Here is a 14,902-nt window from a genome sequence, read left to right on the forward strand (position 1 = left end):
CCGGGCACCCCACAGGCTGGGGGCTCAATCAGGCGATGCGCTGGGCGGTGTCGGCGCTGTCGCTGACAATCCGGTCGCGGCCGGCATTCTTGGCAGCGTAGAGATGCTGGTCTGCCCGGCGGAAGATTTCGTCCCAGCTTTCGTCGGAATCGGCGAGGCGCATGGCAATGCCGAAGCTCGCGGTGATCTTCAATTGCAGGGGCTGCTGGACCGGATTGCGATGCAGCTGGTTCTTGAAATGGGTCACGATGCTGATCGCCTGTTCCAGATCGACGCGGCGCAGGATGATGACAAACTCCTCGCCCCCCAGCCGCGCAAAAGCATCGGTGGGGCGGGTCAGTAGGCCGATTTCGCGTGCCACACCGGCCAGCACTTCATCGCCGACCGAATGGCCATGGGTGTCGTTGACGTTCTTGAAGTGGTCGATGTCGAACAGAACCACGGCCATGTCTTCGCCGGTGATTTTTGCCCGTCGGAACAGCGCGTCGGCGCGTTGCACGAGAGCCCGGCGATTGAGCAGGCCGGTGAGAGTATCGGTTTCGGAGAGGCGCTTGAGCCGAAGGTTCATCTGCCTTTGCAGACCTTCTAGCCGCCGCTTCTCCCGCTGGTTTTCCCGCAGGATGGCCAGACCCTCGAAAATATCGTTGACCTCGCGGGCCGCATTGCCTGCCTTGGGCGGCGTGGTGAGATCGCCGCTGGCGAGGGCCACGACCTCGCCATGCAGGGCGAGGAGCGGGGTGAAGAGCCCGCGCCGAAACATTGCCCCCACCCCGATCAGCACGGAAATCACCAGCGCGGTGAGGAGGGCGGAATCGATCATGGCCTGCCGCGCCTGCAGGCGGCGTGTCTCGAGCATGGTGAGCGAGAGTTCGACCAGCTCATTGCGCAGGCTCTCGAGGCTTGCCATGCCCGGGACATAGACTTCGGTGAAGGAGCCGCCCGACATGCCATTGGTCGGCCCCATGATATGGGCGGTGGCGATGGCCATGGGCATGGCGTCGTCGAGATATTCGGCCTCGACGCGTTCCACGAGGCTGGCAATGGTGTCATTGCCGGAAAAGAGCGCGGCATTGTTCAGCCCGCTCTCCCATATATTGAGGATGATGGCGCTCGTCTTGTCCATCAGCAGGGCATAATTGGCGTCCTCGTCGCGCGGCGCCACCAGTGTCATCACCACATAGGAGCCGAGCCGGCCGGCCTGTTCGCGCAGGGCGCTGGCGCTGCTGGCGAGCAGCACCTCCCCGGCAATCTGCGGCGTTGTCGGCACCAGATGGCCGCTGACCTCGTTGCGCAGATCGGCGGCGCTGTCGGCGGCACGGAACATAGCCATGATTGCCAGTGGCACATGCAATGTGGTGCGCGCCTCGAGCGGCACGGCCACGACCTTGTCCACGGCCATCCGTCCGGTGTTGAGGCTTTCCAGAACCTCGGTGATGGCGGTGAGCCTGGCCTGGTCGTCGACGTGGTGGAGGGTGAGCGCCTCGATCATTACAGCGATGGCGTCGTCGGTCTTGGCGCGGCTCTGCTCGAGTGCGACCAGCGCCTCGTCGAGCTCGGAAGGTTTTGCCGCCATAGCGACATTGGCCGGACCGCGTTCGGCGGAAATGGCATTGGCGCTGTCGAGCACAAGGACGAAGACGCGCATTTCCTCAGCGCCGTGACCGAAGCGCTGGAAATCATTGTAATTGCTGAGAATGGCCGCGCCGCCAAGCAGCAGGCAGCCAAAGGCCACGACTGCTGCTCCCAGCGACTGTAGGTGTTGAATTCGAAACACGGCCCTGCTCCCATCGGGAGCGTGAGTGTGGCACGCAGCAGGCTGACAAGGTGTGAATTTGGCTGGTTAACTGTGTGCTATCAGAGACGTACGGCCGTTCCCGATACCGAAACCATCAGCATCGACCCGCCTTGGCCGACGACTTCATAGTCGATGTCGACACCCACGACCGCATCGGCACCTATGCGCCTTGCTTCTTCTTCCAGCTCGGCAAAGGCCTGTCGGCGCGCATCGCGCAGTGTCGATTCATAAGCACCGGCCCGACCACCCACGATATCGCGGATGCCGGCAAACAGATCCTTGAAGATATTAGCCCCGACAATCACCTCGCCCGTGGCAATGCCGAGATACTCCCGAATAGCCCGGCCTTCGAGCGTCGGCGTGGTGGAAATGATCATCGTGGTCCTCCTGTTTGCTCTCCAGCATGTGGGGCGAGCAGCGCAAAAGGCAAGACGCGAGGCTGTATAATCTCGTGGGGAAGGGGGCTTAGCCCTTCTTCACAAAACTCTCCAAAACCTTCTTGGTCCCGGCCTTTTCAAAATCGATGGTCAGCTTGTTGCCTTCGATGGTGATCACCTCGCCATAGCCGAACTTGAGGTGGAAGACGCGGTCGCCCAACACATAGCTGCTCGACTGGCTGCCGAGATCGACCGAGCGGGCGACCAGCTCGCCTTCGATGGTCATCGGTCCGCCGCTCTTGCGGCTGGCCTGATTGGCGCGGGCGCGCTGCCAGCCTGGCGTCTCGTAGACGCTTTCGAACGGGTCAGCCTTGTTGAAGCGGCTCGCCGCGCCACCGCCATAACTGTAGCCGCCATAGGCCGAGCCGCGATCGGTCACCTCCACCGCCTCAGGCGGCAGTTCGTCGATGAAGCGGGAGGGAATGGCAGACTGCCAGAGCCCGTGGATACGCCGGTTCTGTGCCGCCGAAATGCGCACGCGCTTGCGCCCGCGGGTGATGCCGACATACCCGAGGCGACGTTCTTCTTCGAGGCCCGCGCGACCGCTTTCATCCATCGAGCGCTGGCTGGGGAAGGTGCCATCCTCCCAGCCGGGCAGGAACACGGTGTTGAATTCCAGCCCCTTGGCCGAGTGCAGCGTCATGATGGTGACAGCGTCGCTGGCGTCGGCGCTGTCGCGGTCCATCACCAGAGAGATGTGTTCGAGGAAGCCGCCGAGGGTCTCGAACTCCTCCATGGAACGGCTGAGTTCCTTGAGGTTTTCCTTGCGCCCTTCGGACTCCGCGGATTTGTCAGCCGCCAGCATGTCCATATAGCCGCTTTCCTCGAGGATCTGCTCGACCAGCTGATAGGGCGGCAGGGTCTGGGAGCGATAGGACCAGTCATCGAACTGGTTGACGAGGCTGCGCAGGGTCGAGCGCTGCTTGGGCTTGAGGTCCTCGGTTTCCACCATCATGCGTGTTGAGGCGAGGAGGGGAATGTTCTGGTGCCGCGCCGTCGCGGTCAGCATGTTGACTGTGGTGTCGCCGAGGCCGCGCTTGGGCACGTTGATGATGCGCTCGAAGGCGAGGTCGTCGGCCGGTTGTGCCACGAGCCGCAGATAGGCCAGAGCATCGCGGATTTCCTTGCGCTCATAAAAGCGCGGGCCGCCGACGACGCGATAATTGAGTCCCAGCGTGATGAAGCGCTCTTCGAACTCGCGCATCTGGAAGGAGGCGCGCACGAGGATCGCCATGGAGTTGAGCGGTTCGCCAGCGCGCTGATACTGCTCGATTTCCTCGCCGATGGTGCGGGCTTCTTCCTCGCTGTCATAGACCTGGGTGAACGAGACCAGCTCGCCGCCCTCGGCAATGTCGGTGTGCAGCGTCTTGCCCAACCGGCCTTCATTATTGGCGATCAGCGTCGAGGCGGCCTTCAATATATTGGCCGTCGAGCGATAATTGCGCTCGAGCTTGATCACCTTGGCGCCCGGGAAATCCTTTTCGAAGCGCAGGATGTTGTCCACCTCGGCGCCGCGCCAGCCATAGATCGACTGGTCGTCGTCGCCCACCACGCAGATATTGGCTTCCGGAGCTGGCTTGCCCTGTGCCAGCAGCCGCAGCCACAGATATTGGGCGGTGTTGCTGTCTTGGTACTCGTCCACCAGCATATATTTGAATTTGCGATGATATTCGGCCAGCACTTCCGGGTTCTCGCGGAACAGCCGGATACATTCGAGCAGCAGATCGCCGAAGTCGGCGGCGTTCAGCGTCTTCAGCCGCGCCTGATAGTCGTAATAGAGTTTTCCGCCCTTGCCGTTGGCGTAATAGCCGCTGTCGCTGGCCGGCACATCCTTGGGCAGCCAGCCGCGGTTCTTCCATGCATCCAGCATGCCGGCGAACTGCCGGGCGGGCCAGCGCTTCTCGTCGATGTTCTCCGCCGCCAGCAACTGCTTGATCAGCCGGATCTGGTCGTCGGTATCAAGGATGGTGAACTGGGGTTTGAGGTCCACCAGTTCGGCATGGCTGCGCAAGATGCGCGCCGACACCGAGTGGAACGTCCCCATCCACGGCAGGCCGTCGAAATTGGGCACGATCTCGTGGATGCGCCGCTTCATTTCGCTGGCGGCCTTGTTGGTGAAGGTCACCGCCAGGATCTGGCTGCCCCATGCCATACGCTGGTTGAGAATATGGGCGATACGCGTGGTCAGCACGCGCGTCTTGCCCGTACCGGCGCCCGCCAGCACGAGCAGCGGCCCTTCGGTCGAAAGCACGGCTTCGCGCTGTTCGGCGTTCAGGCCAGCCAGATAGTCGGGCACACTCGCGCCGCGCAGCTGGCTGGTGATGGGCCCGCCTTGGGGGCGGTGCAGGGGGGCGGGTTCGACCATGAGCGCTAAATCCCTTGGCCTTGCACCCGGGACAGATGCGCGGCCAAGCCTTGACGAATTTTATTTTGTTCTTGGTGCAATATAGGGTCGAGGCGGGCCTCTGTATAGGAGCGCGGCCCCTCACACGGGCGTCACCGGGCGCCTTTGCGCTGATAAGGCCGGCGAATTCGTTCTTTTCTTGTTCACGACTGGTTTTGTGGCCCGCGCAAGCGTCGATTGACTGTCGCCTGGTCTTGCGCGGACACGCCAAGTCCCTACACTCGCGGCAGGAATCTGGCGGGCAGAACGCACACCGTGCTCAATCGCATCTATATCGTCGTCGGCTTGATCGCCATCGCAGTGCTGGCGGGGGCTTTCCTTGCGCCGCGCTTTATCGAGTGGAGCGATTATCGCGACCGCATGGAGGTGCTTGCCGCCAGCGTTCTGGGTGCCGAGGTGACCATCGAGGGCGACATCGACTTCGCCCTTCTGCCCCAGCCGCGCCTGGTTTTCTCCGACGTCGTGGTCGGCCCCGCGAACAAGCCGGCCGCCACTATTGCCGGGGTCGAGGCCGAGTTCGCGCTCATGGATTTCCTGCGCGACCAGTATAACCTCACCCAGCTCGTGCTCCGCGCCCCGGTCATCAATCTCGTAATCGACGAAAACGGCCTCCTCTCCAGCGGCGTTGAGATTGCCGGCACCGGCAGTGGCGTGGTGCTCGATCAGGCGCGTGTCGAAGAGGGGCGCATCGGCCTTACCGATCTGCGCTCCGGCGAAAGCCACAGTTTCTCGGCGATCTCCGGCGATCTGCGGCTCTCGAGCCTTGCCGGTCCCTATCAGTTTTCGGGCCGCCTTCAGTATCAGAACGATCCCTTCGAGATCCGCCTCTCGAGCGGCGTCGCCGACGCCGAAGGCACAGCGCGCCTCACAGCTTTTCTTGGCCGCACCGGCGGCGCCTACAGTCTCACCCTCGATGGGGCGATGACGTCGGGCATCGCGCCCAAGTTCGACGGTGCCATGACCTACCGGCAGGCGCCGCCACCGGCCGCCACCGCCGAAGACATTCGCGGCAATCTGGTGCTCGAAAGCAAGGTGACCGCATCCACCGACCGGGTCGTGCTCAACGGCTACACCCTGCTGCTCGACGAGAACCGTGCCGGCATGCGCCTCACTGGTGCCGCCTCCATCCAGCTCGGCACGCGCCGCGACTTTGAAGCCGTGGTCTCGGGCGGCGTTTTCAACCTGCCGCCGCGGGACGCCAATGAAGTGGCCAGCGAACAGCCCTATGAACTGGTGCGCCTCCTTTCCGAACTGCCGGCGCCGCCCCTGCCACCGATCCCCGGTCGCCTGGGCGTCGATCTCGCCGAAATCGGCCTTCGCGGGGCCTCTCTCCGCAATGTCCGCGTCGATGCCAATTTCGATGGCTCTGCCTGGCAGGTGTCGCGAGCTCTTGCCGAACTGCCCGGAAACACCAGCGTGTCCCTTGCCGGCACTCTGCGCGGCATCGATGACAAGCCCTCTTTCAACGGCAATCTCACTCTCGCCAGTGCCCGGCTCGATGCCTTCTCCCATCTCTGGCGCCGTGCCCGTGAAGACAATCCGCTCGCCAATACGGCGGGCAGGCTGGAAGGGCAGGTCATCTTTGCCGGCGAGGCCTTCGGCTTCAGCCATGGCCGCCTGACCCTCAACAACAGGGTCCATGCCGTTGAGCTGCGCCTCGGTTTCGGCGATGAGCCGCGCATTGACCTCGTCGGGCGTTTCGATGATCTCACCGCGGCCGACAGCGCTGCGCTCGGCGCACTGTTCCCCGATCCGGCCAGCGACAATACATTTGCCGTCAGCTTCCCGCAGGGCAGTTTCGCGGTCCACACCAAGGCCACACGCGTGCTCGGCCTCGATGCCACCGATCTCATCGCCGAAGGCAGCTGGACCGAAGAGGAATTGCGGCTGACGCGTTTCGTCAGCAGCGATCTCGGCGGGCTTGGGCTCGATCTCATCGGCACAGCCACCGGCACGCTCGCGGCCCCCGAGCTTGGCCTCTCCGGTCGGGTGCAGCTCGACAATCGCTCCGCTCCGGCGCTGACCGCGCTCTATGATCTCGCCGGGCTTCCCGAAGGCTGGCGACGGGCGCTCGCCGGCTCCATCCCGCTTGATCTCGAGCTCGATCTCACGCGCCCGTCCTCGGTGGGGGGACAGATCCTTTCGCTCAATGGCACAGCAGGCGCGGGCATGCTCACATTGCGCGCCGATCTCGAAAAGGGGCTCGCCGGTCTCGACGAGGGGCATATTCTGCTCTCGGCGTCCATCGAAGGGGACGACGCGGCGGGCATCATGGCGCAGCTCGGTCTTGCGGAGGTTTCGCCCTTCGCCGCCGATGCTCCGGCCATGGTCTCGCTCTTTGCCGAGGGAACGCGCGGGGACGGTTTTGATACCCGCATCGCTGCCAGCCAGAACGATGAATCCATCGCCTATGTGGGCACGCTCACGCTTGCCGACAGCGGCGAAGTTTCGGGCGCCGGGACGATCGACGTGCAACTCGAAAACGGCTCCGGTCTCGCGGGCCTTGCCGGTATTCCCGGGCTCGGCCTCGGCTCGTTCGAAGCCAGCGCCGGCGTGCGCTTTGCCGGCACTTCGCGCGTTACCCTCTCCGGCATTTCCGGGGTCACGGGCGCAGGGGGCTTTGGTGGCAATCTCGAGCTCGCCGCGGTGGGTCAGCTCCCCAGTTTCAGCGGCACGCTGAGCTTTGACCATCTCGCCGCCGAGCATCTTGCCGGCTCCATCCTCTCTCCCGCGGCCCTGATCGGTACCGATGGCGTCTGGCCCGAGGGGCCGCTGGCCGGCGCCAACGCGTTGCGGCCCTCGCGCGGCACAATTGCCGTCGAGGCCGACCAGCTGGGTATCGGCAATGTCAGCCTGGCCAATGCAAGGTTCGACGTCACTTGGAACCCGCAATCGATCGGTCTCAGCCGTTTTACCGGCGCCATCGGCAATGGTAGCGCCACGCTCGACCTCACCCTCTGCTGCGCCGGCCCCTTGCCTGACCGTGTGCTGTCGGGCCGGTTGACGCTCACTGATGTCGACCTTGCCGCCATCTTGCCCGAAACCATCAGCAGCGGCGTTTCGGGCAGCCTCACCAGCGGGCTGCAGTTTGAGGGCACGGGCGCCAGCCTTGCCGAAGTCATGGCCGCCATGACCGGGGAAGGCAATTTCTCCCTCGCCGATCTCGAACTCACGCGCTTGGACCCGCAGGTCTACCCCGCCATTTCCGGTCTCGAAAATGTGCTGCAGACTGAGGCCGAGGTTCTCGAAATCCTCATCGCCCAGGCGCTGGAGCGCAGCAGCTTTGTCGCCGAAAGCGCGCAGGGCGCCTTCACCATTGCCGGCGGGATTGTCCGTCTCGCCAATCTGATGATGGCGGGGGAGGGCGCGCGCCTCGATGGCGGGCTCAATCTGGCCCTCGCCACGCTTGGTCTCAACGGCAGTTTTGTCATGACCCCTGCGCGCTATGAGGACGCCAGCGGCCTCGTGGAACCCGACACCGCGCGCATCATTCTGCGCGTCACCGGCAATCTGGCTGAGCCACAGGTAGATATCGATCTCGGTGAAATGGTCGCCGCCATTCAGGTGCGGGCCAATGAACTGGAAGTCGATCGGCTTGAAGCGATGCGTCTTGAGGATGAGGCGCGCCAGCGCGCCGCTGCCGAGGAGCGCAATCGCCTGATCGAGGAACAACGCCGCCAGGCTGCAGAGGCTGCTGCACGGCGCGCCGAGGCGGAAGAGGCCCAGCGTGTTGAAGAGGAACGGCGCCGCCTCGAACAGCAACCACAAATTGCGCCGCAGCCTGCGCCGCCCACCGATCTCAATCGGCCGCTCGATCTCGGCCTTCAGCCGGGCTTCCAGACCGGCGTGCCGACGCAAGGCGGTTTCCAGGTGCTTCCCAGCGACCTGCTCAACCTGCCGCGCTAAACGATGTCGCTAGGCGTCAGCTGCGCTTGGGGTAGCGCCGTCGCGATACCAGGCCAGCACAGCCAGCCGCAGGGATGAGGAGAGATTGGTGCTTTCGCGCGCCTCATCGACCTGGCGGACGAGACCGGCAAGGCTCAGCGCACGGGCATCTGCCATCGCTTCGAGCCCGGCCCAGAATTCAGGCTCGAGCGCGACCGATGTGCGGTGTCCGGCAATGGAAAAGGAGCGCTTTTGCATGCGCGTCCCGAAAAATCAGGGCTTTTTGCGGAAGGCGTCGAGGCTGACGACCTTTTCGCCCGTCGCTTCGGGCTGGGCATCGTCACCACCGGCGGCCTTTTCGGTTGCTGCGTCGGCCTTGGCTTCGTTTTCCGCATCCTCATTGGGCGCGGTAGCCGGATCGAACTGCAAGCCAAACTGCACGGAGGGATCGAAGAAACCCTTGATGGCAGAGAAGGGGACGACCAGCGTCTCGGGAATGCCATCGAAGCTCAGACCGACCTCAAAACCGGTCTCAGTGACCTTGAGGTCCCAATACTGATTCTGCAGGACGATGGTCATTTCCTTGTCGTACTGGGTCAGCAGCTTTTCGCTGAGGCGCACGCCGGGGGCGCGGGTCGCGAAGGAAATGAAGAAGTGATGCTCGCCGGGCAGGCCGGTGCGGGACACTTCGGCCAGAACCTTGCGCACGACGCCGCGCAGAGCTTCCTGAGCGAGAATGTCGTAACGCAGATGATCTTCGGCCATTTTAGTCCCTTGGTCTTGTCAGTCGGCACGAATCCGAACGGCCCATATCAGCCCTACGTTCCCCGATAATTCAAGAACAAAGGCCGAGGACAAGGCGGGCAACATGGGAAAAGTGCAGGCTTCTGTTGCCAGGTGCCTGCGAACCCCGCCTGTCACCCGGCTAGGGGTGGAGGACTTAATTTCCCAATGCTAGCACTGCTTACGCAGCGAGAGCGACTGGAGCCTTATTGTTGTCATTTGCAACTATAAGTTTCGGACCGATAACGGTGGTACCTCACCGAGCAAAAGCACACTCTTTACGCCCTCGTCGATCCTGTTTCGTCCCCAGTGGCTCCCCCTTTTGAGGGGAGGAGATGGTGGAGACGCCGGGTACTGCCCCCGGGTCCGATGGGTTTATTACAATGACCGTTTATCGCCATAGCCCTTACGGGCACTCCCTATATAGGGCACCGCTCGGCTTGATGCAAACTCCACCATGCTGATTCAGCGACGTTTAACACCTTAAGGCCATCCTCTCTTGCGAACGGAGGCGATATGGCCAGCTTGTCCGACATCCTCGAGCTTTCGCGCAGTCGGCGCCAACGCAGAAGGCTGCCGTTCCTTGTGCTGGCGCTGATCGCCTTTGGCGTCGGGGGTGCTGCCACCACGGCCCTCAACACGGCCCTCAATAAGACCGGCATTGCCGACTGGATGCTGTCCCGGGCGAGTGCGTCCAGCCTTGTCGCGCAGCGCAGTTTCCCGGTCTGCGCCGGCACGGTCCGCATCACCTGCGTGGTCGATGGCGATACGTTCTGGCTCGATGAGGTCAAGTACCGGGTGGCCGACATCAATACGCCCGAGATCGGCCAGCCGCAGTGCACGCGCGAGGCGACGCTGGGGCGCGAGGCCACCAGCCGCTTTGCCCAATTGCTCTCCGCCGGCCCGTTCGAACTACATCGCATTGACCGCGACCAGGACCAGTATGGCCGCAAGCTGCGCATCGTCGAGCGCGATGGAAAATCGCTGGGGGATATTCTCGTGGATGAGGGCCTTGCCCACACCTGGCGCGGGCAGCGAGAGGGCTGGTGTTAAGCCGCTGATTTCGATTATGTCTCTCCTTGATTTTCAAGGAGGATAGGCGTGTCCCTTCCCGTCATCGCGGATCGAAACTGCGAAGGGTGTACTGCCTGCTGCTCCTTCGCGCCGATCCACACTGTCCCGCTGCAGAAGCCTGCCAATACGCTGTGCCAGCACTGCGCCGAGGGGCAGGGATGCACGGTTTATGATGTCCGCCCCGACGTCTGCCGGGGCTTTTATTGCGGCTATTTCTTTCTCGAGGAGCTTTCGCCAGGCTGGCATCCGCTCCGCAGTGGCGTCGTCATCCGCACCGAGCATTTCGACGAGGATGTCATCACGCTGCTCATCCTCGAGCTGTCGTCCTTCCTCGTCTCCGAGGAGTTCGCCGGGATGGTCGGGGGATGGGTCGATGCGGGTATTGGTGTCGAGTTCGAGCGGGTGGGGCCGCCCGGCCATCTGCCCGCCAAGATGCGCATGAACGAGCTGCTCGAAGAGGCGGTGGCGGCGCGAGATCTTCGCGAGATGCAAAAGGTCTTCGCCTGGTCGCTGGCGCATATCGATCGCACGCACGTTTGGGAGCAGGACCCGACGCCAATGCAGAGCACGCTCGCCTAGCCGTCAACTCGGAGCGGGCGACGCGCGGGTCAACGCCCCCATTTCATCTTCATGTAAACGCCGCCAGCCTCCAGTTCATCCAGCATCTGGGCGAGGTGCCGGCGTTTGGTGTCCTCGCCTTTGACCTTGTTGATCCAGAGCAGATAATCGTTGCGCTGATAGGCGGGCCGCGCCGCATAGGCCGCAGACAGGCCGCGCTCCTCCAGCGCCTGGCGCACGAAGCCGGGCATCTCCTCGCGTTTGCGCAGTGGCCGCAGGGCAGGGCTCACGGCAGCACCGCCTGCGCCTCGATCTCGATCAGAAAATCGGGATTGGCCAGCGCCGTCACCCGCAGCGCGGTCACCGTCGGGGGGGTGGGGCGCTGCCCCCACATCTGCATCCACACGCCAAAAGCGCCATTGAGATCGGCATCGTCGCGCAGGATGATCATGGTGCGCACCAGATGCTCGAGCCGCGCGCCGGCCGCAGCCAGCACCTTCTGCATATTGTCCAGCGCCTGTTCGGTCTGCCTGACGATATCGCCCTTGCCGACGATTTCCCCCTGCGCATTGACCGCATTCTGTCCACCCACCAGGAGGAGCCGCGCATTGGCCGGCAGGATGATGCCCTGTGAGAAGACCGGGCTCGCATGCATGTCCGGCGGGTTGATGTACTCGATAGCCATTCTGATATCCTCCTCATGCCCCGTTGCAGGGGCCACTATCGAAGACGCCTCGGACAGCTCCTGACAGCAGGATATGCGGTATTAGGATGCCGCATCTGGCTCGCGCGTCCGGAGTGCCAGTATCGCTCGAAGACGACCGCACGGGAAATAAACTCATGTCCTTCGACCCCGCCGCCAAGCTTGCTCATGCCGCCGACCGCTTTCTGGGAAAAGACCTCGGGAAGCTGACCGAGCAGGAGCTGAAAATCCTCGAGCAGACCGTGAAGCGCCGCACGCTCTCGCGCAACCCTGACCTCCAGTTCGCCGACAGCCTCACCTTTGGCCAGCGCCTTGCGGACAATGTCGCGGCTTTCGGTGGCTCCTGGGTGTTCATCGCCGGTTTTGGCCTGGTGCTGGTGCTCTGGGTGGCGACCAATCTTCTCCTCGCCGGGCGGGCCTTTGATCCCTATCCCTTCATCTTCCTCAATCTGATGCTCTCCATGCTGGCGGCCGTGCAGGCGCCGGTGATCATGATGAGCCAGAACCGGCAGGCGGCCAAGGATCGCGAGGTTTCCTCCCATGACTATGAGGTCAATCTCAAGGCGGAGATCGAGATCATGGCCCTGCACGAGAAACTGGACCGCCTGCGCGAGGACGAGATTCGCGGCATCGTTCTGCGCCAGCAGGAACAGATCGCGACTTTGACGCGGATCGTAGAGAAACACCTCGATAGCGAATCGCGATAAGCTGACGCCCATGCAGCCCTATCTGACGCTTCTCTCTGACATTCTCGAAAACGGCGCCGACAAGTCGGACCGCACCGGCACCGGCACGCGCTCGCTGTTTGGCTATCAGATGCGCTTCGATCTCTCGAAGGGCTTTCCGCTTCTGACCACCAAGAAGCTGCATCTTAAATCCATCATCTATGAGCTGCTCTGGTTCCTTCGCGGCGAGACCAATGTCCGCTGGCTGCAGGAGCGCGGGGTCAAGATCTGGGACGAATGGGCCGATGAAAACGGCGATCTCGGTCCCGTTTACGGCTCGCAATGGCGCTCCTGGCCGGCGCCAGATGGCCGCCATATCGATCAGATCGCCAATCTGGTGGAAAGCATCCGCACCAAGCCGGATTCGCGCCGCCACATCGTTTCGGCCTGGAACCCCGCCGAAGTCGACGACATGGCCTTGCCGCCGTGCCACTGCCTTTTCCAGTTCTACGTCGCAAACGGCAAGCTGAGCTGCCAGCTCTATCAGCGCTCGGCCGACACTTTCCTCGGCGTGCCGTTCAACATCGCCTCCTATGCGCTGCTGACCCATATGATGGCGCAGGTGTGCGATCTCGAAGTGGGTGACTTCGTGCACTCCTTTGGCGATGTCCACCTTTATTCCAATCACTTTGAGCAGGCCCGCCTGCAGCTCACCCGCGAGCCGCGTCCGCTGCCGAAGCTGATCATGAACCCCGAGCGCAAGCGTCTCGAAGATTTCGTCTTCGAGGACTTTGCCTTCGAAGGCTATGACCCGCATCCCCATATCAAGGCTGCGGTCGCGGTATGAGCCGGTCCCTGTCCGAGCTCAGCGCGCTTGTCGCCCGGGTCTCGGACATTTACGCCGCGCGAACTGCCATCACGCGCGACGACGACTGGTATCTGCTGAAACTTCAGGAAGAGCTTGGCGAACTGGTTGCCGAGCATCTCCGGGCCAGCGCCCGAAAGCGCAGTGACGGCGCCGCTGAGGCGGAAATCCGCCGGGCGCTCGAAGACGAGACCGCCGATCTCCTCGCCACAACCATCCTTTACGCGCATCACAACGGCATCGACCTCGATGCCGCGCTCGCCCGCAAGTGGTTCTCCCATCTGCCTGCGCCGCAAGAGGGTTGAGCGGTCCTGCCGGACCGGCACTCCAAAGTGCAGCCAAGTCGTAAACACCACTGTCCGAGTGCGGTTTTTCCTCTCGGAAGGGGCGATAGAGACGAGGGCGCGCGTCTTTCCACCAATTTAACTGTGGGCACTTGGTTAACGAAGCGTAAGGTCTCGTAAGCAATTGGTCTAGATCGATGCGATCGAGTGATTTCCACACGCATTGGCCCCGCGCCGCTAAAATATAGGCGCGACCGTTGTTTAGGAATCCAACGCGTGACCGGACGGGCGTCGCGGAGCGACCGCCGCAGCCGGTGCGCCATTTTGTGATGATTTGGCTCGCCGGGAATGTGCTATTTGCCGCTGGAATAGAAAAGACGAACCTCAGTTTTCCAGTCACCCATGCATTTGGACGCGCTTGGTGGGCCGGTGGGGATTTTCATCCTCGCCGTTCTCTCTCTTCGACGTTGAGGATGCAATTTCATGGCGCACGGTCCCGAGTTTTCGGTCGAGGATACACATAGCTTTCTCGAAGCAGAGAATATGGATATTTCCCGGACCAGCTTGGGTCTGGGTTGGCGCCGCGCGTTCATGTCGGTGCAGCGCGAAGGCCCCCATAAGATGCACTTTCGCGCCCGCAGCGACGTGCTGGTCAATGTCGTCAATTCAAAGACGGTCAAGGGGCGGATCACTGTCGATGGTCAGGATTATCCCATAGAGGGCGGGCCGGGGACCATCACCATCGTGCCGGCGCGAAAGCCCTTCGATCTTGTCCTCGAGAACACGGTCGACACCACCCATCTCTACATTCGCCGCAAGGTGATCGACCAGGTGATCAGCTCCATGTTTTCGGAGGGCAAGCGGGACGTGGAGATCAAGTTCTGCCCTGCAACCTATGATCCGGTGCTCGAGCACCTCTGCTCGGCGGTGCGCCTGGGCCTCCATGAAGCGAGCCGGACCTCGGCCCAATATGTCGATCTCATGCTGCATGGGGTGGCGGCCTATCTGGTGCGCAATTACAGCGCTGCCGACCTGAGCACGGAGGGCGTTGCAGCGACCCTGACGGAGCGGCAGGTTCTGCGAACCCGCGAAATCATCGAGGCGCGGCTCGCCGACAAGATCACCCTCGCTGACATCGCCTGCGAGTTTCAACTCAGCTCCGACCATTTCGGGCGTCTGTTCAAGCGCGCGTCCGGGGTCACGCTCTACCAGTTCATCATCCGCTGCCGGGTGGATCGCGCCCGCACCATGCTGGCCGAAACCGCCATGCCCATCGTCGATATTGCAGCCGAGTGCGGTTTTGCCGACCAGGTTCACCTGACGCGGGCCTTCGGTCGCATCGTCGGCACCACGCCGGCTGCCTATCGCCGGTCGCGGCGCGGCAGCTAAGTCGCCGGCCATTTCGGAAAAGCGGCGCGTCCCTTGTGGATGCTTTCTCTTCGCGCCGAG

14 protein-coding genes and 1 other RNA gene are annotated in these 14,902 nt (G+C 62.8%); 7 read left to right on the plus strand and 8 right to left on the minus strand.

What is annotated here, in order from left to right:
• Positions 1–28: 28 nt before the first annotated feature.
• The 3 genes from NYQ88_RS07960 to NYQ88_RS07970 form a co-directional block, all read right to left on the minus strand.
• On the minus strand, positions 29–1,774 hold the full coding sequence (locus NYQ88_RS07960) for a GGDEF domain-containing protein (protein ID WP_275654405.1): 1,746 nt from the start codon (positions 1,772–1,774) through the stop codon (positions 29–31).
• An 80-nt stretch (positions 1,775–1,854) separates the two neighbouring features.
• The gene (locus NYQ88_RS07965; RefSeq protein ID WP_275654406.1) at positions 1,855–2,172 is read right to left on the minus strand and encodes a heavy metal-binding domain-containing protein; all 318 of its coding nucleotides are present in this window, start codon (positions 2,170–2,172) and stop codon (positions 1,855–1,857) included.
• An 88-nt stretch (positions 2,173–2,260) separates the two neighbouring features.
• Positions 2,261–4,597 (minus strand): UvrD-helicase domain-containing protein, encoded by a 2,337-nt coding sequence (locus tag NYQ88_RS07970; RefSeq protein WP_275654407.1) that lies wholly within the window; start codon positions 4,595–4,597, stop codon positions 2,261–2,263.
• A gap of 294 nt (positions 4,598–4,891) precedes the next feature.
• Between NYQ88_RS07970 and NYQ88_RS07975 the strand changes: the two genes are divergently transcribed.
• Positions 4,892–8,542 carry an AsmA-like C-terminal region-containing protein gene (locus NYQ88_RS07975; RefSeq protein WP_275654408.1) on the plus strand — a complete coding sequence of 1,217 codons (3,651 nt, stop codon included), beginning with the start codon at positions 4,892–4,894 and terminating at the stop codon, positions 8,540–8,542.
• Between the two features lie 9 nt (positions 8,543–8,551).
• Here NYQ88_RS07975 and NYQ88_RS07980 read toward each other — a convergent pair whose 3' ends face one another.
• The 3 genes from NYQ88_RS07980 to ssrA form a co-directional block, all read right to left on the minus strand.
• Positions 8,552–8,779 carry a ribbon-helix-helix domain-containing protein gene (locus NYQ88_RS07980; protein WP_275654409.1) on the minus strand — a complete coding sequence of 76 codons (228 nt, stop codon included), beginning with the start codon at positions 8,777–8,779 and terminating at the stop codon, positions 8,552–8,554.
• Between the two features lie 15 nt (positions 8,780–8,794).
• The gene (locus NYQ88_RS07985) at positions 8,795–9,286 is read right to left on the minus strand and encodes an SspB family protein (protein ID WP_275654410.1); all 492 of its coding nucleotides are present in this window, start codon (positions 9,284–9,286) and stop codon (positions 8,795–8,797) included.
• Between the two features lie 111 nt (positions 9,287–9,397).
• Positions 9,398–9,757, minus strand: a transfer-messenger RNA (tmRNA) gene (ssrA, locus tag NYQ88_RS07990).
• Positions 9,758–9,820: 63 nt separating this feature from the next.
• On the opposite strand from ssrA, the gene NYQ88_RS07995 reads away from it, so the two are divergent.
• Entirely contained in the window at positions 9,821–10,357 is a 537-nt protein-coding gene (locus tag NYQ88_RS07995) for a thermonuclease family protein (protein ID WP_275654411.1), read from the plus strand.
• A 48-nt stretch (positions 10,358–10,405) separates the two neighbouring features.
• Entirely contained in the window at positions 10,406–10,957 is a 552-nt protein-coding gene (locus NYQ88_RS08000; protein WP_275654412.1) for a hypothetical protein, read from the plus strand.
• 29 nt (positions 10,958–10,986) lie between these two features.
• Here the strand turns inward: NYQ88_RS08000 and NYQ88_RS08005 are convergent, their stop codons facing one another.
• Complete coding sequence (locus tag NYQ88_RS08005) at positions 10,987–11,226, minus strand: YdeI/OmpD-associated family protein (RefSeq protein ID WP_345774618.1); 240 nt, start codon at positions 11,224–11,226, stop codon at positions 10,987–10,989.
• On the minus strand, positions 11,223–11,621 hold the full coding sequence (locus tag NYQ88_RS08010) for a RidA family protein (RefSeq protein ID WP_275654413.1): 399 nt from the start codon (positions 11,619–11,621) through the stop codon (positions 11,223–11,225). Before NYQ88_RS08010 ends, NYQ88_RS08005 begins: the two co-directional genes overlap by 4 nt.
• 155 nt (positions 11,622–11,776) lie before the next feature.
• Between NYQ88_RS08010 and NYQ88_RS08015 the strand changes: the two genes are divergently transcribed.
• The 4 genes from NYQ88_RS08015 to NYQ88_RS08030 all read left to right on the plus strand — a co-directional run bounded on the left by NYQ88_RS08015 (position 11,777) and on the right by NYQ88_RS08030 (position 14,842).
• Positions 11,777–12,346 (plus strand): DUF1003 domain-containing protein, encoded by a 570-nt coding sequence (locus tag NYQ88_RS08015; RefSeq protein ID WP_275654414.1) that lies wholly within the window; start codon positions 11,777–11,779, stop codon positions 12,344–12,346.
• Between the two features lie 10 nt (positions 12,347–12,356).
• Positions 12,357–13,151 carry a thymidylate synthase gene (locus tag NYQ88_RS08020; protein WP_275654415.1) on the plus strand — a complete coding sequence of 265 codons (795 nt, stop codon included), beginning with the start codon at positions 12,357–12,359 and terminating at the stop codon, positions 13,149–13,151.
• Positions 13,148–13,474 (plus strand): pyrophosphatase, encoded by a 327-nt coding sequence (locus NYQ88_RS08025; protein WP_275654416.1) that lies wholly within the window; start codon positions 13,148–13,150, stop codon positions 13,472–13,474. The genes NYQ88_RS08020 and NYQ88_RS08025 overlap by 4 nt, the downstream gene beginning before the upstream one ends.
• A 462-nt stretch (positions 13,475–13,936) precedes the next feature.
• Complete coding sequence (locus tag NYQ88_RS08030; RefSeq protein WP_275654417.1) at positions 13,937–14,842, plus strand: AraC family transcriptional regulator; 906 nt, start codon at positions 13,937–13,939, stop codon at positions 14,840–14,842.
• Positions 14,843–14,902: the final 60 nt, after the last annotated feature.

Source organism: Devosia sp. SD17-2 (genome assembly GCF_029201565.1).
GTDB lineage: Bacteria > Pseudomonadota > Alphaproteobacteria > Rhizobiales > Devosiaceae > Devosia.